Consider the following 24,395-nt stretch of genomic DNA (forward strand, 5'->3'; position numbering starts at 1 on the left):
GTCGTGGTATGTCGAAAATCGACACGGAAACCTGCAGTGATCCGCGTAAAAGCGAAACGTGATAACAAGGAATCAGAAATGCCTGACGTAACCATTGTATATTGGCGTGACATCCCTGCGCAGGTCATCGTTGGCAAAGGCCGGCGTGGTGCAAAGGCTCAACTCCCTGAGCGCTTTGAGCAGGCGATTGACCGGGCAGCGATGAAAGTGAACGCCAAGGACGCGGACGCATATCTTGCTGAATGGCGCAAAGCTGATCCTTATAGTGTGGAAGGCGAGCAAGAAGCAGTCGCCGCCGCCGAAGCCGCCCGGCTCGACAACGAATACGACCAGGACCGTATCAAGCAACTGATTGCTAACGACGGATGGGCCTGACCCCGAAACCCTTGATGGAGGCTGTTATGGCTCTCTTGCAGTTTAGAAAAAAAGTGGATGATAGCGCGCCTAAGCAGGTTACGCCTGAGGTTGAGGCCTTCCTTGAAGGGTATTCAATCGAAGTGATGCCGCGTACGGCCGAGAAGGTAGAGGATTTTCGCGATCTGCTGCCTAAAGGAACCCGTGTATATATCGCCCATATTGAAGGCACACCGGTCGACGAAATGGTCGCGACGGCAAAACGCCTGAACAACGAGGGATACCCGGTGATGCCGCATTTCCCTGCGCGCATTATCAAGGACAAGGCAACACTGGCAGACTGGATTGCCCGGTATCAGGGCGAAGCTGGCATTGATCAGGCCCTTCTGTTGGCCGGTGGCGTTGAAAAACCGCATGGTGATTTCCACAGTTCCATGCAGCTTTTGGAAACAGGCCTCTTTGACAAGGCTGGTTTCAAGCGCCTGCATGTTGCAGGCCATCCTGAAGGCAATAAAGACATTGACCCGGATGGGTCGGACAAGAATGTAATGGATGCGCTGCGCTGGAAGCAGACATTCAACAATACAACTGACGCTGAAATGGCGCTTGCAACGCAGTTCTGCTTTGAGGCGGCACCTGTCATCAAATGGGCTGACGCGCTCAAGGCTGAAGGAATTGATATTCCGATTCACATCGGTGTTGCCGGCCCTGCAAAGCTTCAGACCCTGATTAAATTCTCGATTGCCTGCGGCGTTGGCGCTTCGCTTAAAGTTCTGCAAAGGCGCGCGAAAGATGTCACAAAGCTTCTGCTGCCGTTCACGCCTGACCAGTTCATTTCCGATCTGGCCACTCACAAAGCGGCAAACCCGGATTTTAACATCACGAAAGTTCATTTTTTCCCATTAGGCGGGATCAAGACCAACGCAACCTGGGCAATTGAGAACGGCGGTTCATCCGCAGTTCCGGCAAGCCAATCTTAAGCGGTTTAAAACCGAACAAATCCTAAGGGGAGATACGATGACCCGTACTGTCGTCGAGAGCAAAACAAAAACCGCCATCATTGGCTTTGATCAACCGTTCTGCGTGATCGGAGAGCGGATCAACCCGACAGGGCGTAAAAAACTGGCTGCTGAGTTGGAAGCGGGTGATTTTTCAACCGTCGAGAAAGACGCGTTGGCACAGGTGGCGGCAGGCGCCACGATGCTCGATATCAATGCAGGTGTGGTCTACAACTCAAACCCTAATCCGAACGAGACAGAACCACCTCTGATGACAAAGATTGTCGAGCTTGTTCAAGGTCTTGTCGACGTACCTTTATGTATTGACAGCTCGGTGCCAGGTGCACTTGAAGCAGGTCTTGCCATTGCCGAGGGGCGCCCGTTGCTAAACTCGGTCACCGGCGAAGAAGACCGGCTTGAAGCGATCCTGCCGCTGGTGAAGAAATACAACGTTCCTGTTGTTGCAATCTCTAACGACGATACAGGTATTTCCGAAGATCCCGACGTTCGATTTGCTGTTGCAAAGCGGATCGTTGAACGCGCTGCTGATCACGGGATTCCGGCACATGACATTGTTGTTGATCCGTTGGTAATGCCGATTGGTGCGATGGGAACTGCGGGTCTTCAGGTTTTCGCGCTAGTACGGCGCCTGCGTGAGGAACTGGGTGTGAACACCACTTGCGGCGCATCAAATATCTCTTTTGGTTTGCCCAACCGTCACGGTATCAACAATGCATTTCTGCCAATGGCAATCACAGCAGGCATGACATCAGCAATCATGAACCCGGTCGCCTTGCCGATCGGCCCGATAAAACTCGCAGAAAAGCGTGCGGAACTCGAAGCTGCAGGTTTCATTCTTCCAGAAGATCTCGATCCCGAGGTTCTTGCGCAACTGACTGGGCTTGGATCAACACTGCCGCGCGCAAGCAAGGAAATGGAAGCCATTCGTGCCGCGAACTTCCTGACAAACAATGACCCGCACGGTGCTGAGTGGATCAGATTCAACAAACCTGTTCTTGCAGCTGGTGAAGTTGAAGCAGGCGCACGCGGTCGTCGCACAGGTGGCCGCCGCCGCAAAGGCTGATTTTTGCGCTTAATCAAACAGCTAAAACGCCCGGCAATCATACCGGGCGTTTTGTTTTTGAGACTCTTAACAGGTTGCCTGTCGAGCACACCTTCGAGGGGATTGTTCTAGTTCATGCCCATGCTGGCATTTGTGGTAAAGATGTAGTCATCTCCGTCTGCACCAGAGTGACACGCGATACAGCCTTTGTCGGCTCCTTTTGCAACGCGACCCGCCAGTTGCATTCCGGCAGGGTTTTTATCAAGCGATCCATCAGGCAGATATTTCACCCAGAACCAATCCTGATTGTCAGCATCATATCCTTCTTCGCGACGGAACATGACCGTAACGGCGCCAAGGTGTTTTTCAGGCTCTGCAAGAACCTGGTCAGCTTCAACCCCTTCAGGGCCAAAATTGCGTTTTACAATCAATGTCCCTGTGTGACCGTCAACTGTCGTTTCGGTATAGAAGGTTTCCAGCATCATTCCGTGCGGCGCGATGCCGTCATAGGGAAATGATCTGATCATTCCTTCGCCAGCTAGGTTTTGTGCAACCATCGCGTCCCAGAGTTGGGCGGCGTAGTTTATGTCTGCGTCTGTGCCAAACGGCGCATCCTGCGCGATTGCAGCGGTACCACCGAAGGCAAGTGTGAGTGACGTTGCCCCGATTGCTAAGAATTTTTTCATGTTCGTCCCTTTCAGTGTTCAGCCGAGCAAAGTTGGCTTACACAAAAGAGACTAGGCGAGATGATCTACACATGAACTCAACTTTTGATCACCATCTGGTGAACACTTGGGACTGAAGATGATTGGACAAGCCTCTTATTCCCATCAAGACTGTCCGAAATAATCACAGGAGAATTCAATGCGTGTCCTCGTAACCTGCATCGCACTCAGCGCCACACTCTTTACCACCCCTACCCTTGCTCAGGATGCCGAGGCAGGTGAAGACCTATTTCGCAGATGTGCGTCATGTCACAAAATTGGTGAAGATGCTCAGAATGCCGTTGGTCCTGTTCTAACGGGCGTTATAGGGCGTGCTGCCGGTTCTTACGAAGGTTACGGGTACTCGCGCAGCATGACTGCTGCGAACGAAGCTGGGCTTGTCTGGAGCGAAGAGACTGTTTTTGACTATCTCGAAAACCCCACCAAATATCTGCGCGCTGTTCTGGATGACCCACGCGCGCGCGCTAAAATGTCCTTCAAATTGCGGGACGAGGAAGACCGGAGAAACGTGGTTGCTTATCTTGCGACGTTTTCAACCCCGATGGACGAAGCAAGCGCTGCGGAAGGCGAAACCAGCGTTTGTGTCGTCAACGGTTCTGATGAAACCCGTCTTTTTGCGGCCGAGTCAAACGGGGAGAACCGCGTAACTGGAACATTGGCACCTGGAGAAACGTTGTGTTCTGAAGGCGCTGGTGACGGGATGGTGACCGTGTTTGAAGCGCCGGACCATCTCGAGGGGTGCACACGTCTTGTTTCTGCGGGCGGTCAGGATACGCTTCTCAAGTATGCTGATTTTGATCGGTGTGCATGGACGTCAAACACCAACTAACAAACCCAATAACCGGAATGACACAGGAAAGTGGTTTAAACTGCCGCTTATTGCCGTTGATTTACCAGAAACTGCCGCGCGTGGCCTTTCGCTTTTGCGTCAACAGTTTATCGTCAGGTCAATCGAAACGCGCGTAAAAGTATAAATTGATGACAACTGACCCCCTTGTGATCTTTACCCCCTCTGGACAGCGGGGAAATTTTCCTGTTGGAACACCTATTCTGACAGCTGCCCGCCAGCTTGGCGTTGATCTTGACAGCGTCTGTGGCGGACGTGGCATTTGCAGCAAATGCCAGATTACCCCGTCTTATGGCGAGTTTTCGAAACACGGGGTCACGGTTGCCAACAATGCATTATCCGAATGGAACTCTGTTGAGCAACGCTACAAAGACAAGCGTGGTTTGATCGAAGGCCGCCGACTTGGCTGTCAGGCGACAGTTCAGGGTGATGTCGTCATCGACGTGCCGCCCGAAAGTCAGGTTCACAAGCAAGTCGTGCGCAAACGGGTTGAAGCACGTGATATTACGATGAACCCGTCCACCAAACTGTTTTATGTCGAGGTGCAGGAACCCGACATGCACGAACCCTCGGGTGATCTGGAACGGTTGATCACAGCACTTGCTGAACAATGGGACCTGCACGGCGTTCGTGTTGATCTTCACATTTTGCAGACGATGCAACCGATCCTGCGCAAGGGCGAATGGAAAGTCACGGTCGCCGTTCATCTTGGCGATGCGGAAAATCCGCCACGCATAATGCATATCTGGCCGGGCTACTACGATGGCACGGTTTACGGGTTGGCCGTAGACCTTGGGTCCACCACCATCGCCGCGCATCTTTGCGATCTGCAAAGTGGTGAGGTCGTGGCCTCATCCGGTATTATGAACCCGCAAATCCGGTTCGGTGAAGATTTGATGAGCCGCGTCAGCTATTCGATGATGAACGAAGGTGGCGACAAGGAAATGACCCGCGCAGTGCGCGAAGGCATGAACGCCCTGTTTGTGCAAATCGCGTCTGAGGCCGAAATTGATAAAGACCTGATTGTTGATGCGGTGTTTGTCTGCAATCCGGTCATGCATCACCTGTTCCTGGGCATTAACCCCTTTGAGCTTGGACAGGCGCCATTCGCGCTTGCCACTTCAAATGCAATGCGCTTGCGTGCAGATGATCTGGGCCTGAACATCCATCCTGCGGCACGGGTTTATCTGCTGCCTTGTATCGCGGGACATGTCGGCGCGGATGCGGCGGCGGTTGCGCTATCGGAATCCCCGAATACATCCGAAGACCTTGTTTTGGTTGTTGATGTCGGTACCAATGCCGAAATCCTGCTCGGCAACAAAGAAAAAGTGTTGGCCTGTTCCTCACCAACCGGCCCTGCCTTTGAAGGCGCACAGATTTCGAGCGGCCAGCGCGCAGCACCCGGCGCGATAGAACGTGTCGAGATTGACCCAATCACGAAAGAGCCGCGTTTTCGCGTCATTGGCTCTGACATCTGGTCGAACGAAGACGGGTTCCCTGATGCAATTGCAACAACCGGTATCACCGGCATTTGCGGCTCTGGTATCATCGAAATGGTCGCTGAAATGCGCCTTGCCGGAATTGTTGACGGACCAGGGCTTATCGGCTCTCCGGCACAGACAGGTACGGACCGCTGTTTTCTGGACGGTCGGACTTATTCTTATCTCGTCTGGGACGGGTCCGCCGATGGTGGTCCGAAAATCACCGTCACAAACCGTGATATCCGTGAAATCCAGATGGCCAAAGCAGCGCTTTACTCTGGTGCCCGTCTGTTGATGGACAAATTTGGCGTCGACAAGGTTGACCGTGTTGTTCTGGCAGGGGCATTTGGTGCCCACATCAGCCCAAAGCACGCGATGGTGCTGGGTATGATCCCGGATTGTCCGCTTGATAAAGTCACCTCTGCCGGAAATGCCGCCGGAACGGGCGCGCGTATTGCGCTGCTCAACACCGATGCAAGAAACGAGATTGAGTCAATCGTCAAGGAAATCCACAAGATCGAAACGGCGATTGAGCCGCGTTTTCAGGAACATTTTGTCAACGCTTCAAACATCCCGAATTCGGTTGAACCTTTCCCTATCCTGAACAGCATCGTTTCGCTGCCTGATCTTAATTTCAATCAGGGAAGTGGTGGTGATGATGCCGAAGATGGCAGTCGCCGAAGACGCAGACGCCGCGGCTGAACGCCATACTATATCCGCTTGACGATTGGCAGACGGGATATTACCCCTCTGCCCGACTGCGGGTGTAGCTCAATGGTAGAGCAGCAGCTTCCCAAGCTGACGACGAGGGTTCGATTCCCTTCACCCGCTCCAGCGCTCTCTTTGGTAAAGTGTGAAACACCAGTTTTTGCATAAAGCTCTTCCGGTTTGAATTCGAACTAAGCTGTTTCCTAGATGCGAAAGTGACGGTCAAACCAAGTCCTTCCGTGCGATCCCGCAGCGGTATATGCTAAGCTAAACGTGACCACAGAAACGGGGACCAAGATGTCAGAGCCAGACGATTCAAAACTAATGGGCCGCCTGCATGGCGAGCAGTTCGAACCCAAGCATGAGGACAATATGCTTCAACGCCTGATCTACATGTTGCTGATCGCAATCATGATTTCCCTTGCCCAGACAGTTCTGGGTGCGGCGACATTGGTGCAGTTTGTGATTATGTTGGCCAACAAGAAACAGCCAAATGAACGGCTGGCCGATTTCGGCACCGATCTGGGTATATGGATCGCCAAAGCGGCGCGTTTCCAGACTGCGGCAAGCAACGTCAAGCCCTGGCCCTGGACCGAACTGGACTAGGATCAATCAGGTGAGCGGTGAACAGAACTTTGATGCGCTGCTAAGGACCCTTTCGGCAAAGCTGGAGGATGGGCTATTTGTTTTCGTGACCGTTTCTGATGACGCGGTGCCTGGAGACATCTCCCCTCGCATGATCTTTCGGGAGGATGAGGGAACAACCCTTATCATTCTTAAGAGTGAGGCTGAAGCCTGTGGTCTAGCTTACGAGTTTCCCTGTCGAATGATTACGCTTAATGTCCATTCCTCGCTGGAAGCGGTTGGTTTTATAGCGCGAATTGCCACCGAGCTTGCAAAACACGATATGGGCGTGAACCCGGTATCAGGTTTTTTCCACGACCATCTGTTTGTGCCTGACGGGCGGGAGCAGGACGCGTTACAGGTTCTCAAACTGATGGGCGGGCGTGGCGTTTAAACCCTACATCCGCCGTGTTCTTTTCTCTGACGGCATTGGCCAGCGATTCCGCGAAGTTTTCAAAATACACACACTTAGGCATTCTGCTGCTTGAACCCTGGTAGCATTTTCAGATAACCGCATCTTATGACTTTACCCTACCACACCCCGCTGTCACCAGAAACGCTCGCTGCGCATGGGATTCCGCCAGAATGGCGCTATGCGCTGGCAAACAAAGTTCAGTTTTTCGAGCTTGATGCGCTTAACCACGTTAACAACACCGTCTATCTGCGTTGGTTCGAAAGTTTTCGCCTGAGTTACGTGATGGATTATGGCATTTCAGACTTCGGGCCAATGTCCCCTCGTCTGGTCGTACACTCCCTCTCCGCCCGGTTTCACAAAGAGATGCACTTGGGCGATGACTATATCGTTGCCGGGAGGACAACCAGCTTTCGCAATACGAGTTTCATCATGGAATACGCGTTGTTTTCAAACGGGCTCGCGGCAACGGGCGATGCAGTGATGGTTCTGCTGAACCGCGAGGGCGACGGACGTCACCCGTTAACGGAGGCGCAAAAGAAGGCCCTTATCGAGCGGGATGGTGCTAAAGCAGACGCAGGCTAACCATTCGCCCGAATGTATGAGACAAGCATCTGTGTTGACCCGTCTTTCTTGTCAGCGGATTCTGCTCCGCTCACGATCGGTTCAAGCGCGACTGCAAGCTCTTTGCCAAGTTCAACGCCCCATTGGTCGTAAGAGTTGATGCCTAAAATCGCGCCTTCAACAAAAACGCGGTGTTCATAAAGCGCAATGATCTGCCCCAGAACAAAAGGCGTCAGGCTTGGGTAGATCAATGTTGTCGACGGGCGATTGCCGGGAAAAACCCTGTGGCGGGCCTGCCGCTCTAGCTCTGCTCCGCTCAGGCCTTTTTCAGCCATCAGGACACGCGCTTCTTCAATGCTGCGGCCACGCATCAACGCCTCTGATTGCGCGAGGCAATTTGACAGTAACAACCTGTGCTGGTGTTCTAAATGTTCCTCATGCCCCTTAGCCGCAACCAGAAATTCACAAGGTACAACACGAGTGCCCTGATGTATCAGCTGATAAAAAGCATGTTGTCCGTTCGTACCCGGCTCTCCCCAGACAATTGGACCCGAATGGCACTCAAGCGCACTGCCATCCATCGCGACGCGCTTTCCGTTGCTTTCCATTTCCAATTGTTGAAGATACGCGGGCAAGCGCGACAATCTTTGATCATAGGGCAGCACGGCACGGGTCGCATAGCCACAGACCTGATTGTGCCAAAGCCCGACCAGCGCGAGCATAACAGGCATGTTCTCAGACAATGGAGCGGTTTGGAAATGTTGGTCCATCGCCTGCCCGCCCCTCAGGAAATCAACAAAATCCTCTGGTCCGATTGCAATCATAAGGGACAGTCCGATTGGCCCCCATAGTGAGTATCGTCCGCCAACCCAATCTTCAAAGCCAAAGACATTTTCAGGCGATATTCCGTAAGCCGTTGTTCTTTCTTCCGAAGATGACAGCGCTGCGAACTGGTCGGCGGGGTTCGCAACCTTGTTAGCCATCCAGTCACGCGCTGTATTCGCATTTGTCATTGTTTCTATGGTCGTAAAAGTTTTCGACGCGACAATGACAAGCGTCGTTGTCGGATCAATGCCCTTGAGCGTATCTGCGATATGTGCGCCGTCAACGTTTGATACGAAATGTACCTTTGGCCCGTCGTGAAACGGTGCAAGGGCGAGCGTGGCCATCGCGGGGCCAAGGTCTGAACCGCCGATCCCGATATTCACCACGTCGGTGATCCTGCCGCCCTGCCCTTTGAACTTTCCGCTCCGAATGGCATTTGCAAAATCTGACATGCGTTCAAGCGTGCCGCGCACTTCCGGCATTACATCCTGCCCATCAACCAATACGGGGGCGCCTTCTAGGTTGCGTAATGCCGTATGCAGAACAGCGCGACCTTCGGTTTCATTGATCTTGGCACCTGAAAACATCGCGCTACGCTTCGTCTCGACCCCGGAAGAAGACGCAAGTTCAATCAGTAACGTCCGGGCGTCAGCGTCGATATTGGTTTTCGAATAATCAAAAAGCATCTCATCGCAGGACACAGAAAAATCCTGTGCCCGCCTAGGATTGTCGTCATGCAGAGACAAAATGCTGCGGGCTTTAATGGCTGAGTGTTTTTCGACTAAATCTTCAAAACTCATAATCATTCTGCCCAGTGAACAGTTGAGCCGGGTAAAACCGCAGAGATAGGAGATTCAAGCGGGTCGTCCAGCTTAGATGCCTTTTCGATTGCTTTTCGCTTTTCCACGCCAAGTATAATGATGTGTTTTGCCATCGCGCCGGCCAGTACCGGCGCCGTCAAAGTGACGCGCGCTTCGGTCGCTCCTTTCGGACGCATCGTCATTAACAATGGCGCATGAGTCTCAAATGCTTTCTCAAGCCCTTCAGCTCCAGGAAAAAGAGACGCAGTATGCATATCGGCCCCCATACCCAGCAACAGCACGTTGATTGGCAGCAATGGACCAACCGCAATCGAAAGGTCTGGGAGCTTTTCCTCAGGTGTGGGCGCTTCTGCATAAAGTGGGATAAGTCGCGCTTTTGCAGCACGATCAACCAATAGCCGTTCGCGCAAGAGACGTGTATTTGAACGTTCAGACGTTTCGGGAACCCAACGTTCATCGGTCAGGATTACGTCAATACGTGACCAGTCGAAATCAGCAGCACACAGACTATCAAACAGCGGTCCAGGCGTTGTGCCTCCAGGCACCGCAAAACTAACACGGTCCTCGTGCTTTAGCGCTGCTGTTAACTCTGTGACCAAAATATTTGCCAGATCAATCATCATCATGTCGCGATCTGGATACTCTACAAATTCCATTATCTAATCTCCCGCCAGCGGCGTCCGTCTCTGTGCAATAACATTAGCGAGTCTTCCGGTCCCGAACTACCGGGATCGTAAGGTTTCGGTTTGTCATGCCGGTCTTCCCAAGCCGCAATTATCGGGTCGGTCCAGGCCCAGGCTGCTTCTACTTCGTCACCCCGCATGAAAAGTGTCTGATTGCCCCGGATAACATCCATGATCAGGCGTTCATAGGCATCAGGAATATCGTCGCCATCATTGCCAAGAGCTTCTGCAAAGCTCATGTCCAGAGGGACTTCGATGAGGCGCATCCCGCCCGGGCCAGGTTCCTTGATTGTGACGCGTAGGTTCATGCCCTCGTCGGGTTGCAAGCGAATGACAAGAACGTTTCCGCGCCGCCCCTCCTGCGGGCCAAAAATGGAATGCGGCGGATCCTTGAAAACAACAGCAATTTCACTGACCCGTGCTCGCAACCTTTTGCCGGTGCGCAGATAAATAGGTGTACCGTTCCACCGCCAGTTTGAAATATGGGTCCTGAGCGCGATAAAGCTTTCTGCATGACTGTCGGGATTTTCAGCTTCGATTTGATAAGAAGCGCCGTTTTCCCCTTCCAGATATTGTCCTCGGACGATTTCATGCGACTCTACCGGGTCAAGCGCACGAATGACCTTCAGCTTTTCATCCCGTACGGCGTCTGGTTCAAAGGTGCTTGGGGGTTCCATCGCGATCAGGCACAAAAGCTGCATCATATGGTTTTGAACCATATCCCGCATTGCACCCGATTTGTCGTAGTAGCCTCCACGTCCACCAACGCCCACTGTTTCAGCCACAGTGATCTGGATATGATCTACGTATTGCGAGTTCCACAATGGCTCGAAAAGTATGTTTCCGAACCGTACAGCCATAAGGTTTTGTACGGTTTCCTTGCCCAGATAATGGTCGATCCGGTATATCTGATGTTCCTCAAAAGATTCTGCTAAAACAGCATTCAGTGCACAAGCGCTTTTAAGATCGCGGCCAAAAGGCTTTTCCACAACGATCCGGCTCTTATCATTTGCAATACCATGGGCATGAAGCCGCTCTGCAAGGGGGCCGAACAACCTTGGACCCACAGATAAATAAAACGCGCGTATGGTGTCCAGGCGCATTAGTTTCGCCAGATCTGGCCACCCGCCTTTGCCCAATGCGTCAATTGGCACATAGTGAATACACTTAAGAAATTCGGAAATTGCGGTTTTATCCTGCTTGCTCTTGGCTACAAACTCCGCAATCGATTCTGACACGAATGACCTGTAGCCATCATCATCAAACTCGCTGCGTGCTGCGCCAACAATACGCGCGTCCTCTGGGATTTGACCCGCAAGAAAGCGAACATAGAGCCCCGGCAGGATCTTGCGACGTGCAAGATCACCCGTACCGCCGAATATAACAAGGTCGAATGTATCAACCGGGATGACGCGTGAGACCATGATGTCTCCTATCTCTCAAATTAGCGCTAAGTTGTCGCTTGTTAGATGTACATTAACAACAATTCTAGCATGGGGTGTAGTCATCACAACTACGTCAGCTGCCATTCCGTGACTTTTCAGGACACCTATCTATCGTTAGCACGAAGAAGACGAACAAAGATTTGGCAGGCTTATGAAAGATAACGTGGAATTTGAGGCGAATTTTGGCAAGTTTGCCGATAAAAAAACCACCGCAAAAGGTGAAAACCGTGCGTCTGTCGCACTCAATAATCCCGAAACGCTTTGGTTTAACACGGGAACGCTTTGTAATATTGAATGCGTGAACTGCTATATTGCCTCTTCGCCAACCAATGACGCGCTTGTTTATATAACGACCGATGAAGTTTCAGACTATCTCGGGCAGATCAGAACCAGAAATTGGCCCATTCGCGAAATCGGGTTCACGGGTGGCGAACCTTACATGAACCCGGAAATGAACACGATGACGCGAGCCGCACTGGAAGCGGGGTATGAGGTTCTGGTCCTCACAAATGCGATGCGCCCGATGATGCGAAAAACTGTCCGCTCTGGTATCGAAAAACTGGTTTCTGAATTTGGCGACAAGATCACATTCCGTGTTTCACTTGATCACTGGTCTAAAAAAAACCACGATCAAATGCGCGGTCCAGGCAGCTACGCAAAAACAATTGAAGGTATGAGCTGGCTTAAAAGCATCGGTGCACGGATGGCCGTGGCAGGCCGGATGCTTTGGAACGAAACGGACAGCGAAGCACGCGCAGGATATCAGGCTTTCTATTCAGAGCATGGGTTTGAGATAGATTCTCAAAACCCTGGGATGACTGTTTTATTTCCAGAAATGGATGAAGCCGTCGAAGTTCCTGAAATCACCAGTGCCTGCTGGACAATTCTGGACAAATCACCCGCTCAGGTGATGTGTTCATCTTCGCGTATGGTTGTGAAACGCAAAGGCGCGCAGCGGCCTGCTGTTCTGGCCTGCACATTGCTTCCCTACTCTCGCGAATTCGAACTCGGTTCGACTTTGAAAGAGGCTGAATCTGACGTGTATCTCAACCATCCGCATTGCGCTAAATTTTGCGTCTTGGGTGGCGCAAGTTGTTCAGCTTAATCTTTAAGCGTCAAGTTCTGCATCCCAGTAAAGAAAATCGACCCAGCTTTCATGCAGAAAGTTTGGTGGGAATTTACGGCCTCTGTTGCGCAACTCTTCCGCACCGGGTGGGCGTGGCGCGCTTCGCAAATGCATGCGCGCTTGCGTCAGCGATTTAGATCCTTTGCGCAAATTACAGGGTGAACAGGCAGCAACAACGTTTTGCCAGCTTGTGACACCCCCTGCAGATCTTGGAACGACATGGTCAAAGGTCAATTCACCGCGTGCGCCACAATACTGACAGCTAAACCCATCGCGCAGAAAAAGATTGAACCGGGTGAAAGCCACACGTTTTTGCGGTTTCACATATTCCTTAAGAACAACCACTGATGGAATTCGAATTTCGATACTGGGGCTGTGAACCTTCTTTTCATACTCCGCAACAATATCAACCCGATCAAGAAATGCGGCTTTCACTGCTTCTTGCCAGGGCCAGAGTGACAATGGATAGTAAGATAGAGGGCGGTAATCAGCGTTCAAAACCAAGGCCGGATATTTCCGTAGCTTTTGCGGTTCTCTGGTAAATTCCGTTCTAAAGTCGCCGTCCATTACATGTTCCATTCGCTCTCGACCCGATCACCTGATCTGGCCGTTTGGAGCAGAACATGCTGCCCCGATTTGGAAACGACTATATATAGCCTTTCCCGCCTGACAACCCCCACAATATGCGATGCTTGTTCAAAGACGTACTAAAAAAGTTTAACGACAATATGACGGATCAAAGCAACCTGAACGACAGGGTTAGCTACCCAGCCTTTGCTTCATGAAAGTAAGCGCAACTCCCAGTCCGTCCGGGGCAATACCGTGACCCGTACCTTTCATAATATGCGCGTATACATCAAACCCTGCTTCGCCCAGTGCTTCCCCGGCTTCGTTCATGGACTGGGGTGGCACCACGTCATCCTGATCTCCATGTATTAACAAGACCGGCGGGCGCGTAACCACCTCTGCGGCCAACCTTTCTGGGGCCATCAATCTGCCAGAAAAACCAATAATCCCAGAAACTTCCTCCGCTCTGCGAGGAAGCACATGTAGCGCCATCATCGTTCCCTGTGAAAATCCTATAATCATTAAATTAGAGGGTGTTACACTCTCTTTTTCAAGTACTGTATCCAAATAGACGTTGAGATCATCCGCGGCGCGCTCAAGCCCCTCAAGAGCAGCTTCCTGTGACGATCCGTCAATCCAGGGGATAGGGAACCATTGAAATCCCATAGGGTTACCGATGCAATTTTCCGGAGCGTTTGGGGCAAGGAAAACCGTATCCGGCATATGCTGTGCAAGCGGATCAGCAAGCCCAAGCAAATCAGCGCCGTCCGCGCCATACCCATGTAAAAAGACAACGACATTCTTCGTCGTCCCCGAGGCGGATGCCCGCCGCCCACTTTGCAGTTCTCGTGTCATCGAATTCCTTCCCGCGCTTTTGCGATACGGTAATAGGACCAGAGCAGCCGGGCTGCAACGCTCCTCCATGGCGCCCAGGCCTCTGCCATTTGGCGAAATTGTTTCTCAGTCGGACGTGATTCCAATTCAAAAATCAGGCGCGCTGATTCCTGCAATGCCAGATCACCGGGTGCGAAAACGTCTGCGCGCCCAAGTGAAAACATTGCATATATTTCTGCGGTCCAGGGCCCGATGCCGGGAACGGCGAGCAAGGTTTTTATCACCCCGTCTGTTGGTGTCTCTCGCAGTGCAACGTAGTTGATACCAGCCTCGCTCAAGGCTTTGGCATATCTGATTTTTTGCGAAGACAGGCCACAGGCGCGCAGTTCGTCTTCACTGGCCACCCGAATCTTGCGCGGACCGGTCAGTTTCGCGTCTTTCATACGCTGCCAGATTGCATTCGCAGCCGCGACAGAGATTTGTTGACTGACAATCGCGTCTAACAGTGCCGCGAAACCATCTTTGCGCAAGCGCAGGGGCAACGGCCCGGTTTCTGACAGTGCAGCAGCAAAGCGCGGCTCGTTTCCGGCAAGATACGCAGCCCCTTCGGCAACACAGGTATCGCCCTTGATAATCCGGCCTATCATGACAGCGCCCGCAACCAGCTTAGCGCCTCTTCAGGGGTGCGCACGGTTGTGCCATCGGGTTGCGGCGGGCGGTTGATCATCAAAACAGGAATACCAAGTTCGCGCGCTGCATCCAGTTTTGTGCGGCTCCGGTCGCCGCCAGCATTTTTCACGATAAGCCAGTCTACTTTCAATTCGCGAAACAGGTTTAATTCATCGGAAACTGAGAACGGGGGCCGTCCAACCAAAAAATCGCCACCCTCAAATGGAAACGGTCGGTCCGGAGGGTCAATCTGGCGACAAATTAACCTACGCCCAACGAGCCCTGAAAATCTGTCAAGCGTTTGACGTCCGGTCGCAAGGAACACTGTCTTGGCATCTGGGATATACGCACTGGCGTCTTCTTCATGATCGATGAATATCCAGTTATCTCCGGCGCCGGGTCGCCATTCTGGGCGGAGAACCTGTAAATATGGAATGTTAAGTGACGCACAAATTTCAGCTGTTCGCTTGCTGATACGGTGCGCAAACGGGTGTGTTGCATCAATTACAGCGGTGATCCCATGTTCAACCACCCATTTTCTGAAACCTTCCGCGCCTGCAAACCCGCCGACCCGTGTTTGCAGCGGCAGTTTTCCTGGCTCGCGCGTTGCACCGGAAAGCGAGGCGATCGCCTCAGTACTCGGCTCGTTCGCTAAAAGCTCGGCCAGTTTCCTTGCCTCACCGCTCCCCGCCAGCAACAGAACTTTCATCCACTTTCCTTTTGATCTTTACCAGCCCGGGCAAGGATTTTTCCCGCACGATCAATCAAAACAATATCTGCCGTTATCGGCGCGTCTACGAGCATTTCTTCCACTCTCACGAGGGCGTGGCCTGCAACGAGTTTGGCCAGAGGTTCCCCTGCAATTTCATACGCTTCCAAAACAGAATTAACACGACTTATGTCGGGTAACCCGATATTCGACGCCATTTCATTCAACGCATTGAAATCAACTTGCGACCTTCCGGAATGCAGGTCAACCGCACCTTGCGCGAGTTTGGTCAATTTCCCGATGCCACCACCAATTGTAATATGGGACACCGGGTGTTTGCGAAGGTATTTAAGCAAACCACCTGCAAAGTCCCCCATATCCAGCATGGCATGGTCACTGAGGCCGTAGAGATCCTGAACGACGCGTTCACTGGTCGCGCCCGTACAGCCAGCCACATGGGTCAGCCCCGTCGCACAGGCAACATCAATACCGCGATGAATTGAGGCGATCCATGCAGAACAACTGAAGGGCCGCACGACACCCGTGGTACCTAAAATGGAAAGGCCACCCGCAATTCCAAGGCGCGGGTTCCAGGTTTTTTGGGCGATTTCTGCGCCGCCGGGGATAGAGACAGTAATCTCGATACCCCCGCCCGCCTCATATTGAGCGGCGACTTCCATGACGATACCTTTCATCATCTGGCGTGGCACCGGGTTGATTGCTGGTTCTCCAACCCCTATTGGCAAACCCGGCTTGGTGACAGTTCCTACCCCTTCTCCGGCCACGAATTTCACACCAGATTCGATTTTCCTGACGCGCGCTCGTACGTGGCAGCCGTGTGTCACATCCGGATCATCACCCGCATCTTTGATGATACCCGCTTCCGCCCAACCGTTTCCTTCTGCAGTATAGGTAACCTTAAACTCCGGCGTTTCGCCTCTTGGTAGTGTTAAACCGACTGTTTCTGGAAACTCACCCCCCCAAAGCCGTATCAATGCCGCTTTGGTCGCGGCGGTTGCGCAGGCTCCGGTTGTCCAGCCCCGGCGCAGCTCTGATGTGGGTTTACGGCTCATTCGCCGGACTATAGGGCGGCTTTTTGATGCCGCCAATCCATCAATCTGTGTCGCTGATGACTTTGCGCCCACTGCAAGTCTGCTGCATAAGGGGCGCATGAGTGATTCATCTGCACAGAATGCCCTGCTTCCACCGGGCAATTGGCCAGAGTTAGAGCCCGGTTGGGTGTGGCTTTGTGGTGCTGGCCCCGGTGACCCGGGGTTGCTTACGCTGCATGCACTGAACGCACTGAAGCAGGCAGATGTGATTGTCTATGACGCCCTTGTGCAAGAGGCGATCCTTGATTGGGCACATCCTCAAGCTGAGAAAATTTACGCAGGCAAACGCGGTGGAAAACCTTCGGCCAAGCAACGTGATATCTCGCTTCGGCTGGTTGACATGGCAAAAGCGGGGAAAAAAGTCTTGCGCCTCAAGGGCGGTGATCCGTTTGTTTTCGGACGTGGCGGTGAAGAGGCACAAACACTTGTGCAGCACGGTGTGCCGTTTCGCATTATTCCTGGTATTTCTGCGGGTATTGGTGGTCTGGCTTACGCCGGTGTGCCTGTGACCCATCGCGATGTGAACCAGTCAGTCACGTTTGTGACCGGCCATGATCAGTCAGGTGAAACGCCATCGTCGCTTGATTGGGGATCAATCGCACGCGGCTCACAAGTCATTGTGATCTACATGGGTATGAAACATATCGAGCGGATTGCCGGCGAACTACGGGCCGCGGGACGGCCTGCCTCGGAACCCGTGGCTGTTGTGACGGATGCAACAACAGAAACACAACAAGTCCTTGAAACAACCCTTGGAACGATTGTTGTCGATATAGATAACGCGGGCCTGACCCCGCCGGCTATCATCTGCGTTGGCCGCTCGGTTCTGATGCGACAGGCGCTTGACTGGCAATCGCAGCTTGCAGGGAACGCGCCCCGCAATACAGACCCATTAGGGCGTGGTCGCCCGGCAGAAGCATCATGAGCAATAGCACTGGGGTGATCTTATCTGCCCCGTCGTCGGGTGCTGGAAAAACAACCGTAACGCTTGGCCTGCTTCACGCGCTGTCGCGCAATGGAATCCTGGTTCGCGGTGCTAAGTCCGGCCCGGATTACATCGACCCCCGATTCCACGAGGCAGCCTGTGGTGCGCCCTGCCTAAACCTCGATGCTTGGGCCATGTCCCCAGAACGGGTGAAAGCATTGGCAGCCGGTGACGGGCTGCTACTGATCGAAGGCGCGATGGGGTTGTTTGATGGCGCCCCACCAGATGGAAAAGGTGCAACAGCCGATCTTGCCCGCCAACTGAACTTGCCTGTTGTGCTGATAGTGGATGCCGCCAAGACTGCGCAATCCATAGCGCCGCTCGTTAGTGGGTTTGTGTCACATGACCCGGATGTGAAAGTTGCCGCTGTTATACTGAACAATGTCGGCAGTGCGCGGCACGAGACAATGTTACGCAACGCCCTTGTCCCGCTTGGTCTGCCGGTCTTGGGGGCGATTCATCGACAAAACGGTCTTTCCCATCCGTCACGCCATCTGGGGTTGGTGCAGGCGCAAGAACGGGAAGACCTGTCCGAATATTTAAGCCGTGCAGCAGATACAGTCGCCACAACCGTGGATATGGAAGCGTTGATTGCGCTTGCTGCACCCGTCGCGAACGCCGTTACTAAAAACCGGTTCCCTCCACCAGCACAACGTATTGCCATTGCGCGTGATGCAGCTTTTGCATTTGCGTATCCTCATTTGCTGGATGACTGGAAGGTGGCAGGCGCCGAGATAAGTTTCTTCTCGCCGCTTGCCGATGAAGCGCCTTCAAGAACGGATATTATCTTTCTGCCAGGGGGGTATCCGGAGCTTTATGCGGGTCAGCTTGCTTCAGCGTCAACGTTTAAGTCTGGAGTGCAGAATTCCGCCCATTCCGGTACCCATGTCTATGGCGAATGCGGAGGTTACATGACGCTTGGAGATAGCTTAATCGACGCGGCCGGACATCGCCATGAAATGCTTGGGTTGTTGCGCCTTGAAACCAGTTTTGAGAAGCGAAAACTCCATCTTGGTTACCGTACACTTACAGCCAAGACTGGTCCGTTTGTGGGCCGGTTCACAGCGCATGAGTTTCACTACGCCACAACGCTAAAGGCTGAAGGAACACCCCTTTTTCACGCCAGAGATGCCGAAGGTAATGACCTTGAAAAAATTGGCCTGATGGCACCAAACGTGTCCGGTTCTTTCGCACATATGATCGATCGTCGCTAGCATTTACTGGATCGTCCCTGAGTTGTATCTTAGGGCTTTTCCTTTAGGTAAAATCGGTATACCGATTGCGAATGACTATATATGCCGACTCTCCTGATACCAATCAGTACAACCCCTTCAGAGCCAAACGAAACGTGGTTGTTCTGGTGCTTGCCCAGGCGATTCTTGGCGCGCAAATGCCGATGCTTTTCATCATTGGTGGTCTTGCAGGGCAATCGCTTGCATCAAATATCTGTTTCGCAACGTTACCAATTTCCCTGATCGTGATTGGCTCGATGCTTAACGCACAGCCGCTTTCAGCGATAATGCAAAGATTTGGGCGGCGTGTCGGTTTTTTCATCGGAAGTATGGGGGGCGCGATTGGGGCCTCGATCAGCGCATTCGCTTTATATCATCAATCTTTCGGGCTGTTTCTTGTTGGGTCATTGTTTACGGGCACATACATGTCTGCGCAGGGTTTCTACCGCTTCGCTGCGGCCGATACAGCCTCCGATGAGTTCAGACCGAAAGCGATTTCATATGTTATGGCGGGTGGGCTGGCGTCCGCAGTGATCGGACCGCAACTGGTCAAGGTTACAAGCGAAGCATTACCAGTTGTTTTCATCGGTACTTATTTTGCAGTTATTGCGCTGAATGTTGTTGGTTCATTCCTGTTCCTTTTTCTCGATATACCGACACCAGAAAAACCTGCAATCGATGCCCCCAAGGGCCGCAGCCGGTTTGAGCTTTTGAAAACGCCGCGCGTCGCGGTTTCAATCATCTGTGCCATGGTTACCTATGCACTTATGAACCTTGTCATGACATCAACACCGCTCGCGGTGGTTGGCTGTGGCTACGAGAAAGGCGTCGCCGCTGACGTCGTTTCCGGGCATGTTCTTGCAATGTTTGCACCGTCGTTTTTTACGGGTCATCTGATTGCGCGATTCGGCGTGGAAAAGATTGTTGGAATCGGTCTCGCGATTCTTGGTGCTGCTGGCATTGTTGCATTAAGCGGCGTTGAGCTTTCCAACTTTTTCATTGCGCTTATCCTGCTTGGGATTGGCTGGAACTTCGGGTTCATCGGAGCAACGGCCATGCTCGCCTCCGCACATGAACCAGAGGAACGCGGTCGGGTGCAAGGCATGAACGACATGATCGTCTTTGGTTGTGTGACCCTAGCCTCTCTCGCCTCCGGTGGCTTGATGAATTGTTCGGGTGGCGATGTTCAGCAAGGCTGGGCTTCGGTCAATCTGGCAATGGCACCACTTCTGATGCTGGCGGGTGGGTCACTGATCTGGCTGGTGATGCGCCACGAAGACGTGTGAAGTCACCAACTGTTAATCGCGGATTTCCAAAGCAAACTACCTTTGCGTCGAAACTCTGACGTTCCGAGCGTGCCTTCGCCAACCCGTTCAGGTTCTGACATTGCCTGCATCAAAATTGACCGCGTCTGCCACCCGGCGCGCAACGCTGCGCTACAGTTTTTGCCAACATCGGGGCGCGCATATTTCAGGCGTTTCAGCGCCGTCTTTGCAAGCTCGGCGACGCCCGAGGCTCGGCCGTCCAGCAGCGGAATACGCCCGCGCGCGTCAAGCTCTGGCACAGCCCTCAACCAATTCGCAACACCCGCCGCATAGGCGTAGTCCCTGATCGCTCTTTCCTGACTTGGCTCCGCGCCAAGAGACAAAGCCGACAACCACATCAGCCCGCCTGCCGTTTTATCAATGTAGCTGTCAAAATCCGCCTGATCTTTGAACGGGTCGCGGTAGATGTCCCAGCGGCGTGCCGTAATCAGCGCGTCAAAAACCTCAACTGGCAAACCAGCTTCGCGCACCACGGCTGCAAGTGGCGCGACAACTTCATGTGCGCGCGGCGGTTTGCTATCGCCAATTTCCTCAACAGCGTCTCGCCAGAACTGAAGACGCATTTCAGCAATCATCGGCTCCTCCGTAACCCACGGTGCGCGTGCCACTTCGAGGTTGAAAGCATAGAGCGGAAACAGTTTCGCCCGCGCGTCCGGCGGTGCAGTCATCGCAGAAAGAAACCTGTCGGGGTCGCCACGTCTAACCTGTTCCGCACAAGCCTGAAGGCTCATCCCTTTGCCCCGTCGCGGATCAGTTTCCAGTTTATTGCATCCAGCAAAGCCTCGAATGATGCATCGACGATGTTGGGTGACACGCCAACGGTAGACCAGCGCTGGCCTTTGCTGTCTTCGCTGTCGATAATCACGCGGGTCACAGCCTCTGTGCCGCCATCGGTTATGCGCACCTTGAAATCAACCAGACGCATATCTTCGATATAGTTTTGGTATGGTCCAAGGTCTTTCGCGAGTGCAGTTGAGAGCGCATTGACCGGGCCACGGTCATTGCCGCTTTCATCAAGGCTCTCGGAAACCGACAGCATTTTCGAGCCGCCAATTTTCACGACAACAACAGCTTCGGACAAGGAAACCATCTTGTTGTATTTGTTTTTGCGACGTTCAACCGTGACCTTGTAGCGTTTCACTTCAAAGAATTGCGGAAGCATCCCTAGCGCATCCCGCGCGACAAGCTCAAAGCTCGCCTGAGCAGTGTCATAACTATACCCCTGCCCCTCGCGTTCCTTGATCTGCTCAAGAATGCGCGGCAAGGCCGGGTTGTCCGCGGCAACCTCTAGCCCGGCATCGGTAAGGCGTTTGCGCAGGTTCGAAAGCCCGGCCTGGTTTGACATCGGGATGATACGCCGGTTTCCCACACTTGCGGGATCAATATGTTCATATGTCGTCGGGTCTTTCAGAATGGCGCTGGCGTGCAGCCCCGCCTTATGGGCAAAGGCGCTTGCCCCAACATAGGCTGCCTGTTTCAGCGGTACTCGATTGAGGATTTCGTCGAGCATACGGCTGGTGCGGGTCAGTTCGACCAGTGCCTCAGGGCTTACGCCTGTTTCAAACCTGTCCGCATAGCTTGGTTTTAGCAGCAAGGTTGGGATCAGCGCGGTGAGGTTTGCATTGCCACAACGTTCCCCAAGGCCGTTCAGCGTGCCCTGCACCTGGCGCGCGCCTGCATCAATCGCGGCAAGCGAATTCGCGACTGCGTTTTCAGTGTCGTTATGCGTGTGAATGCCAAGACGATCACCGGGAATGCCCGCGTCGATCACTGCCCTGGTGATCTCATAAATCTCTGACGGCAACGCGCCACCATTGGTGTCACACAGAACAACCCAACGTGCGCCTGCGTCATAGGCGGCTTTCACCGTTTCGAGTGCGTAGTCCGGGTTCGCCTTGTAGCCGTCAAAGAAATGTTCGGCATCAAACAACGCCTCGCGGCCTTGCGCCACGATATGCGCGATGGACTGCGCGATATTTGCGGTATTTTCGGCAAGATCTATCCCAAGGGCCGCCGTGACATGAAAGTCGTGGGTTTTACCAACAAGGCAGACGGCAGATGTTCCCGCATTCATCACCGCCGCCAGAACATCGTCGTTTTCGGCCGAACGCCCGCTGCGTTTCGTCATGCCGAAGGCTGTCAATATCGCCTTTGTTTTGGGGGCTGCGCTGAAGAACTCGCTGTCCGTCGGGTTCGCACCGGGCCAGCCGCCTTCGATATAATCAACACCAAGCGCATCAAGCATTTCGGCGATCTGTTGCTTTTCAGCGGTCGAGAACTGCACGCCTTGCGTCTGCTGCCCGTCGCGAAGGGTGGTATCGTAGAGTGAGAGGCGTTCGCGGCTCATAGCAGAACCTCGCCATAGAGTACGTCCGGGGTGAAAGCCCGGGCAGCGCCCGACCCGCCCCCACGGGCGGGCGCTCCACGCCCCCCCTCGTGCCGGGCGCCGCCCTGCGTTTCGAGGTGCTCAAACATTGCTGAACTCATTTGAGGGCCTCCAATTTTGAAGGGTCGAAGTCCGGACCCGGCACAAGCTCCACGTCATCCTTGGTCATACGAACTTCAACACCTGCGTTAAGGAGAGCCGCCTTAAGCCGATCCACCTCAGTGAAATCTTTCGTCTCCATTGCTTGAGAACGTTCATAGACCATACTCAACGTGTAATATTCCAGATCTTTAGCAGCTGGACGGTTCCGCATCTGTTTTGCCAATTCTACAAGGTCGAACCCGAGGAGGAATGCGCTCGCAACGAAAATCCGCCTTACCTCTAACTGGCGCGGCTCAGAGAGGTGCAGGAATTCTCTGCTGTTGTCGATAAATTTTGCAGTAGCTTTGAGCTTCGTTATTGCAAAAGACGTATTCAAATCATCTGCAAGTGCGGCAACAATTTGCTGGTCGCATTGGCCTAAATCAATCGGGTTATCTAAAAGTTCATGATCCACCGAAAGAGAGGTCACCCAACTGTCCAGCTCACGAGACGCTTCTCGCCTTTTCTGCTCTGTCCAATCCATCGGCTTCCGGTAATGTGTACTCAAAAACACAAACCGGATCACTTCGCCCGGAACGCCCTGATCAAGCAGGTCGCGCACGGTGAAAAAGTTGCCGAGGGATTTCGACATTTTCTTGCCCTCGACCTGCAGCATCTCGTTATGCATCCAGACCTGCGCCATTTCGTCAGTTCCATTTGCGCAGCAGCTTTGAGCGATCTCGTTTTCGTGGTGAGGAAACATCAAATCGCGACCACCACCATGAATATCGAACCGATCACCCAATAACGCTTTTGACATCGCCGAACACTCGATATGCCAGCCGGGTCGACCGCGTCCCCAAGGGCTATCCCAGCCGGGCAAATCTGGAGTGGAAGGTTTCCACAGAACGAAATCCATCGGGCTCCGCTTTCCTGGTGCTTTTTCGCCTCGGGCGCCAGCGATCATATCTTCTGTGGACTGCCCTGATAGCTGACCGTATCGTTCATATTTCTCTACTTCGAAAAGCGCGTGCTCACCGAGCAACGCTTCCCGGTCTGCCAACACATATTCTTCTGGCGGATTATTGCTCTCACTTCTTACGACATAGGCAAAACGTTTCTCGATCAACGTCTGGATCATCGCAACCATTTGCGGGATGTACTGCGTGGCGCGTGGCATGGCGTTGGGTTCTAACGCGCCAAGTGCGCCCATATCATCAAGGAACCATTGGGTAGTCATGTCTGTGATCCGGGCAATTTCAGCGTTCACATCCCCATCCTTGCCGACATTCTCAATCGCGCGGGCATTAATTTTGTCATCCACATCGGTGAAATTACGCACATAGGTCACATGATCTTCGCCATAAACATGGCGCAGTAAACGGTAGAGCACGTCAAACACCACCACCGGGCGCGCATTGCCGATATGGGCGCGGTCATAGACGGTCGGCCCACAGACATACATCCGCACGTTTTCTTCGTCGATTGGGGTAAAGACCTCTTTCTTGCGGGTCTTTGTGTTGTGAAGCGTGATCTTAGTCATTCATATGTCCTTACGCGCGGTCCCGCCGCGGGCTTATCAACTTCAGCTTTATAAGGAAACAAAGAAGACCGGCCCGCCTGACGATGTCAGCCGGTAATGCAGATAATAATGCAAAGTGCCGTGTTCATGCGCCCCTCATAACAACCCCCGTTCGCTCTGCCAAGCCCGTTGGTTGATCTGTGCATCGAAAAATCGGGGGAGTCACAGCATGGCTTAACCAAAACGCCTGATATGTCTTGATACAATTGTGCATTTGACAATCCGATCCCGGCGTGG

At 53.1% G+C, this 24,395-nt stretch carries 25 protein-coding genes and 1 tRNA gene; 13 read left to right on the forward strand and 13 right to left on the reverse strand.

Annotation, left to right across the window (positions count from 1 at the left end):
• Positions 1 to 78: 78 nt before the first annotated feature.
• Genes MWU63_RS01455 through MWU63_RS01465 form a run of 3 tightly spaced genes read left to right on the forward strand, consistent with a single transcriptional unit; the run spans position 79 to position 2,436 of the window.
• On the forward strand, positions 79 to 375 hold the full coding sequence (locus MWU63_RS01455; protein ID WP_213887935.1) for a virulence factor: 297 nt from the start codon (positions 79 to 81) through the stop codon (positions 373 to 375).
• Between the two features lie 26 nt (positions 376 to 401).
• On the forward strand, positions 402 to 1,334 hold the full coding sequence (locus MWU63_RS01460; protein ID WP_213887934.1) for a methylenetetrahydrofolate reductase: 933 nt from the start codon (positions 402 to 404) through the stop codon (positions 1,332 to 1,334).
• 37 nt (positions 1,335 to 1,371) lie between these two features.
• The gene (locus tag MWU63_RS01465) at positions 1,372 to 2,436 is read left to right on the forward strand and encodes a methyltetrahydrofolate cobalamin methyltransferase (RefSeq protein WP_213887933.1); all 1,065 of its coding nucleotides are present in this window, start codon (positions 1,372 to 1,374) and stop codon (positions 2,434 to 2,436) included.
• 107 nt (positions 2,437 to 2,543) lie between these two features.
• Here MWU63_RS01465 and MWU63_RS01470 read toward each other — a convergent pair whose 3' ends face one another.
• A complete protein-coding gene (locus tag MWU63_RS01470) occupies positions 2,544 to 3,101 on the reverse strand; it encodes a cytochrome P460 family protein (RefSeq protein ID WP_213887932.1) in 558 nt (185 codons plus the stop codon).
• A gap of 178 nt (positions 3,102 to 3,279) precedes the next feature.
• Between MWU63_RS01470 and MWU63_RS01475 the strand changes: the two genes are divergently transcribed.
• The 6 genes from MWU63_RS01475 (at position 3,280) to MWU63_RS01500 (ending at position 7,797) form a co-directional block, all read left to right on the forward strand.
• A complete protein-coding gene (locus tag MWU63_RS01475; protein WP_247076754.1) occupies positions 3,280 to 3,969 on the forward strand; it encodes a cytochrome c family protein in 690 nt (229 codons plus the stop codon).
• Between the two features lie 149 nt (positions 3,970 to 4,118).
• On the forward strand, positions 4,119 to 6,170 hold the full coding sequence (locus MWU63_RS01480; protein ID WP_213887930.1) for an ASKHA domain-containing protein: 2,052 nt from the start codon (positions 4,119 to 4,121) through the stop codon (positions 6,168 to 6,170).
• Between the two features lie 58 nt (positions 6,171 to 6,228).
• A tRNA-Gly gene (locus MWU63_RS01485) sits at positions 6,229 to 6,302 on the forward strand.
• Positions 6,303 to 6,473: 171 nt separating this feature from the next.
• Positions 6,474 to 6,782 carry a DUF4389 domain-containing protein gene (locus tag MWU63_RS01490; protein WP_213887929.1) on the forward strand — a complete coding sequence of 103 codons (309 nt, stop codon included), beginning with the start codon at positions 6,474 to 6,476 and terminating at the stop codon, positions 6,780 to 6,782.
• A 10-nt stretch (positions 6,783 to 6,792) separates the two neighbouring features.
• Positions 6,793 to 7,194 (forward strand): ACT domain-containing protein, encoded by a 402-nt coding sequence (locus tag MWU63_RS01495; protein WP_213887928.1) that lies wholly within the window; start codon positions 6,793 to 6,795, stop codon positions 7,192 to 7,194.
• A 126-nt stretch (positions 7,195 to 7,320) separates the two neighbouring features.
• Positions 7,321 to 7,797, forward strand: coding sequence for an acyl-CoA thioesterase (locus MWU63_RS01500; RefSeq protein ID WP_213887927.1), 477 nt, complete (start codon positions 7,321 to 7,323; stop codon positions 7,795 to 7,797).
• Here the strand turns inward: MWU63_RS01500 and pgi are convergent.
• The 3 genes from pgi to zwf are packed head-to-tail and all read right to left on the reverse strand — an operon-like array spanning position 7,794 to position 11,529.
• A complete protein-coding gene (gene pgi / locus MWU63_RS01505) occupies positions 7,794 to 9,407 on the reverse strand; it encodes a glucose-6-phosphate isomerase (RefSeq protein ID WP_213887926.1) in 1,614 nt (537 codons plus the stop codon). The genes MWU63_RS01500 and pgi overlap by 4 nt on opposite strands.
• The gene (gene pgl, locus MWU63_RS01510) at positions 9,404 to 10,078 is read right to left on the reverse strand and encodes a 6-phosphogluconolactonase (protein ID WP_213887925.1); all 675 of its coding nucleotides are present in this window, start codon (positions 10,076 to 10,078) and stop codon (positions 9,404 to 9,406) included. Before pgl ends, pgi begins: the two co-directional genes overlap by 4 nt.
• Positions 10,078 to 11,529 carry a glucose-6-phosphate dehydrogenase gene (gene zwf, locus MWU63_RS01515; RefSeq protein ID WP_247076756.1) on the reverse strand — a complete coding sequence of 484 codons (1,452 nt, stop codon included), beginning with the start codon at positions 11,527 to 11,529 and terminating at the stop codon, positions 10,078 to 10,080. The genes pgl and zwf overlap by 1 nt, the downstream gene beginning before the upstream one ends.
• A gap of 172 nt (positions 11,530 to 11,701) precedes the next feature.
• On the opposite strand from zwf, the gene MWU63_RS01520 reads away from it, so the two are divergent.
• Positions 11,702 to 12,655: a radical SAM protein gene (locus MWU63_RS01520; protein WP_213887923.1), complete on the forward strand. Its 954-nt coding sequence runs from the start codon at positions 11,702 to 11,704 to the stop codon at positions 12,653 to 12,655.
• 3 nt (positions 12,656 to 12,658) lie between these two features.
• Here MWU63_RS01520 and MWU63_RS01525 read toward each other — a convergent pair whose 3' ends face one another.
• The 5 genes from MWU63_RS01525 to MWU63_RS01545 form a co-directional block, all read right to left on the reverse strand.
• Positions 12,659 to 13,243, reverse strand: coding sequence for an HNH endonuclease (locus tag MWU63_RS01525; RefSeq protein WP_213887922.1), 585 nt, complete (start codon positions 13,241 to 13,243; stop codon positions 12,659 to 12,661).
• A 192-nt stretch (positions 13,244 to 13,435) separates the two neighbouring features.
• Positions 13,436 to 14,098 carry a dienelactone hydrolase family protein gene (locus MWU63_RS01530; RefSeq protein WP_213887921.1) on the reverse strand — a complete coding sequence of 221 codons (663 nt, stop codon included), beginning with the start codon at positions 14,096 to 14,098 and terminating at the stop codon, positions 13,436 to 13,438.
• Positions 14,095 to 14,724, reverse strand: coding sequence for a DNA-3-methyladenine glycosylase 2 family protein (locus tag MWU63_RS01535; RefSeq protein WP_213887920.1), 630 nt, complete (start codon positions 14,722 to 14,724; stop codon positions 14,095 to 14,097). Before MWU63_RS01535 ends, MWU63_RS01530 begins: the two co-directional genes overlap by 4 nt.
• The gene (locus tag MWU63_RS01540; RefSeq protein WP_213887919.1) at positions 14,721 to 15,455 is read right to left on the reverse strand and encodes a cobalt-precorrin-6A reductase; all 735 of its coding nucleotides are present in this window, start codon (positions 15,453 to 15,455) and stop codon (positions 14,721 to 14,723) included. The genes MWU63_RS01535 and MWU63_RS01540 overlap by 4 nt, the downstream gene beginning before the upstream one ends.
• Positions 15,452 to 16,528 carry a cobalt-precorrin-5B (C(1))-methyltransferase gene (locus MWU63_RS01545; protein WP_213887918.1) on the reverse strand — a complete coding sequence of 359 codons (1,077 nt, stop codon included), beginning with the start codon at positions 16,526 to 16,528 and terminating at the stop codon, positions 15,452 to 15,454. The genes MWU63_RS01540 and MWU63_RS01545 overlap by 4 nt, the downstream gene beginning before the upstream one ends.
• 97 nt (positions 16,529 to 16,625) lie before the next feature.
• Between MWU63_RS01545 and cobA the strand changes: the two genes are divergently transcribed.
• The 3 genes from cobA to MWU63_RS01560 all read left to right on the forward strand — a co-directional run bounded on the left by cobA (position 16,626) and on the right by MWU63_RS01560 (position 20,070).
• Positions 16,626 to 17,492 (forward strand): uroporphyrinogen-III C-methyltransferase, encoded by an 867-nt coding sequence (cobA, locus tag MWU63_RS01550; protein ID WP_213887917.1) that lies wholly within the window; start codon positions 16,626 to 16,628, stop codon positions 17,490 to 17,492.
• Positions 17,489 to 18,766 carry a cobyrinate a,c-diamide synthase gene (locus MWU63_RS01555; protein ID WP_213887916.1) on the forward strand — a complete coding sequence of 426 codons (1,278 nt, stop codon included), beginning with the start codon at positions 17,489 to 17,491 and terminating at the stop codon, positions 18,764 to 18,766. Before cobA ends, MWU63_RS01555 begins: the two co-directional genes overlap by 4 nt.
• A gap of 71 nt (positions 18,767 to 18,837) precedes the next feature.
• On the forward strand, positions 18,838 to 20,070 hold the full coding sequence (locus MWU63_RS01560; protein ID WP_213887915.1) for an MFS transporter: 1,233 nt from the start codon (positions 18,838 to 18,840) through the stop codon (positions 20,068 to 20,070).
• Between the two features lie 2 nt (positions 20,071 to 20,072).
• On the opposite strand, the gene MWU63_RS01565 is transcribed toward MWU63_RS01560, so the two are convergent.
• The 4 genes from MWU63_RS01565 to cysS are packed head-to-tail and all read right to left on the reverse strand — an operon-like array spanning position 20,073 to position 24,119.
• The gene (locus MWU63_RS01565) at positions 20,073 to 20,840 is read right to left on the reverse strand and encodes a squalene/phytoene synthase family protein (RefSeq protein ID WP_247076758.1); all 768 of its coding nucleotides are present in this window, start codon (positions 20,838 to 20,840) and stop codon (positions 20,073 to 20,075) included.
• A complete protein-coding gene (gene cimA / locus MWU63_RS01570; RefSeq protein WP_213887913.1) occupies positions 20,837 to 22,456 on the reverse strand; it encodes a citramalate synthase in 1,620 nt (539 codons plus the stop codon). Before cimA ends, MWU63_RS01565 begins: the two co-directional genes overlap by 4 nt.
• The gene (locus tag MWU63_RS01575) at positions 22,453 to 22,596 is read right to left on the reverse strand and encodes a hypothetical protein (RefSeq protein WP_213887912.1); all 144 of its coding nucleotides are present in this window, start codon (positions 22,594 to 22,596) and stop codon (positions 22,453 to 22,455) included. Before MWU63_RS01575 ends, cimA begins: the two co-directional genes overlap by 4 nt.
• The gene (gene cysS / locus MWU63_RS01580; RefSeq protein WP_247076760.1) at positions 22,593 to 24,119 is read right to left on the reverse strand and encodes a cysteine--tRNA ligase; all 1,527 of its coding nucleotides are present in this window, start codon (positions 24,117 to 24,119) and stop codon (positions 22,593 to 22,595) included. The genes MWU63_RS01575 and cysS overlap by 4 nt, the downstream gene beginning before the upstream one ends.
• Positions 24,120 to 24,395: the final 276 nt, after the last annotated feature.

Origin of the sequence: Pseudohalocynthiibacter sp. F2068, assembly GCF_023015645.1 — a bacterium.
In the GTDB taxonomy this organism is placed as follows: domain Bacteria; phylum Pseudomonadota; class Alphaproteobacteria; order Rhodobacterales; family Rhodobacteraceae; genus Pseudohalocynthiibacter; species Pseudohalocynthiibacter aestuariivivens.

Excerpts from the sequence above, each read along its gene's own strand:
- MWU63_RS01455 (WP_213887935.1), top strand. The coding sequence starts at position 79 with ATGCCTGACGTAACCATTGTATATTGGCGTGACATCCCTGCGCAGGTC.
- MWU63_RS01460 (WP_213887934.1), top strand. The coding sequence starts at position 402 with ATGGCTCTCTTGCAGTTTAGAAAAAAAGTGGATGATAGCGCGCCTAAG.
- MWU63_RS01465 (WP_213887933.1), top strand. The coding sequence starts at position 1,372 with ATGACCCGTACTGTCGTCGAGAGCAAAACAAAAACCGCCATCATTGGC.
- MWU63_RS01470 (WP_213887932.1), bottom strand. The coding sequence starts at position 3,101 with ATGAAAAAATTCTTAGCAATCGGGGCAACGTCACTCACACTTGCCTTC.
- MWU63_RS01475 (WP_247076754.1), top strand. The coding sequence starts at position 3,280 with ATGCGTGTCCTCGTAACCTGCATCGCACTCAGCGCCACACTCTTTACC.
- MWU63_RS01480 (WP_213887930.1), top strand. The coding sequence starts at position 4,119 with ATGACAACTGACCCCCTTGTGATCTTTACCCCCTCTGGACAGCGGGGA.
- MWU63_RS01490 (WP_213887929.1), top strand. The coding sequence starts at position 6,474 with ATGTCAGAGCCAGACGATTCAAAACTAATGGGCCGCCTGCATGGCGAG.
- MWU63_RS01500 (WP_213887927.1), top strand. The coding sequence starts at position 7,321 with ATGACTTTACCCTACCACACCCCGCTGTCACCAGAAACGCTCGCTGCG.
- pgi (WP_213887926.1), bottom strand. The coding sequence starts at position 9,407 with ATGATTATGAGTTTTGAAGATTTAGTCGAAAAACACTCAGCCATTAAA.
- pgl (WP_213887925.1), bottom strand. The coding sequence starts at position 10,078 with ATGGAATTTGTAGAGTATCCAGATCGCGACATGATGATGATTGATCTG.
- zwf (WP_247076756.1), bottom strand. The coding sequence starts at position 11,529 with ATGGTCTCACGCGTCATCCCGGTTGATACATTCGACCTTGTTATATTC.
- MWU63_RS01520 (WP_213887923.1), top strand. The coding sequence starts at position 11,702 with ATGAAAGATAACGTGGAATTTGAGGCGAATTTTGGCAAGTTTGCCGAT.
- MWU63_RS01525 (WP_213887922.1), bottom strand. The coding sequence starts at position 13,243 with ATGGACGGCGACTTTAGAACGGAATTTACCAGAGAACCGCAAAAGCTA.
- MWU63_RS01530 (WP_213887921.1), bottom strand. The coding sequence starts at position 14,098 with ATGACACGAGAACTGCAAAGTGGGCGGCGGGCATCCGCCTCGGGGACG.
- MWU63_RS01535 (WP_213887920.1), bottom strand. The coding sequence starts at position 14,724 with ATGATAGGCCGGATTATCAAGGGCGATACCTGTGTTGCCGAAGGGGCT.
- MWU63_RS01540 (WP_213887919.1), bottom strand. The coding sequence starts at position 15,455 with ATGAAAGTTCTGTTGCTGGCGGGGAGCGGTGAGGCAAGGAAACTGGCC.
- MWU63_RS01545 (WP_213887918.1), bottom strand. The coding sequence starts at position 16,528 with ATGAGCCGTAAACCCACATCAGAGCTGCGCCGGGGCTGGACAACCGGA.
- cobA (WP_213887917.1), top strand. The coding sequence starts at position 16,626 with ATGAGTGATTCATCTGCACAGAATGCCCTGCTTCCACCGGGCAATTGG.
- MWU63_RS01555 (WP_213887916.1), top strand. The coding sequence starts at position 17,489 with ATGAGCAATAGCACTGGGGTGATCTTATCTGCCCCGTCGTCGGGTGCT.
- MWU63_RS01560 (WP_213887915.1), top strand. The coding sequence starts at position 18,838 with ATGACTATATATGCCGACTCTCCTGATACCAATCAGTACAACCCCTTC.
- MWU63_RS01565 (WP_247076758.1), bottom strand. The coding sequence starts at position 20,840 with ATGAGCCTTCAGGCTTGTGCGGAACAGGTTAGACGTGGCGACCCCGAC.
- cimA (WP_213887913.1), bottom strand. The coding sequence starts at position 22,456 with ATGAGCCGCGAACGCCTCTCACTCTACGATACCACCCTTCGCGACGGG.
- MWU63_RS01575 (WP_213887912.1), bottom strand. The coding sequence starts at position 22,596 with ATGAGTTCAGCAATGTTTGAGCACCTCGAAACGCAGGGCGGCGCCCGG.
- cysS (WP_247076760.1), bottom strand. The coding sequence starts at position 24,119 with ATGACTAAGATCACGCTTCACAACACAAAGACCCGCAAGAAAGAGGTC.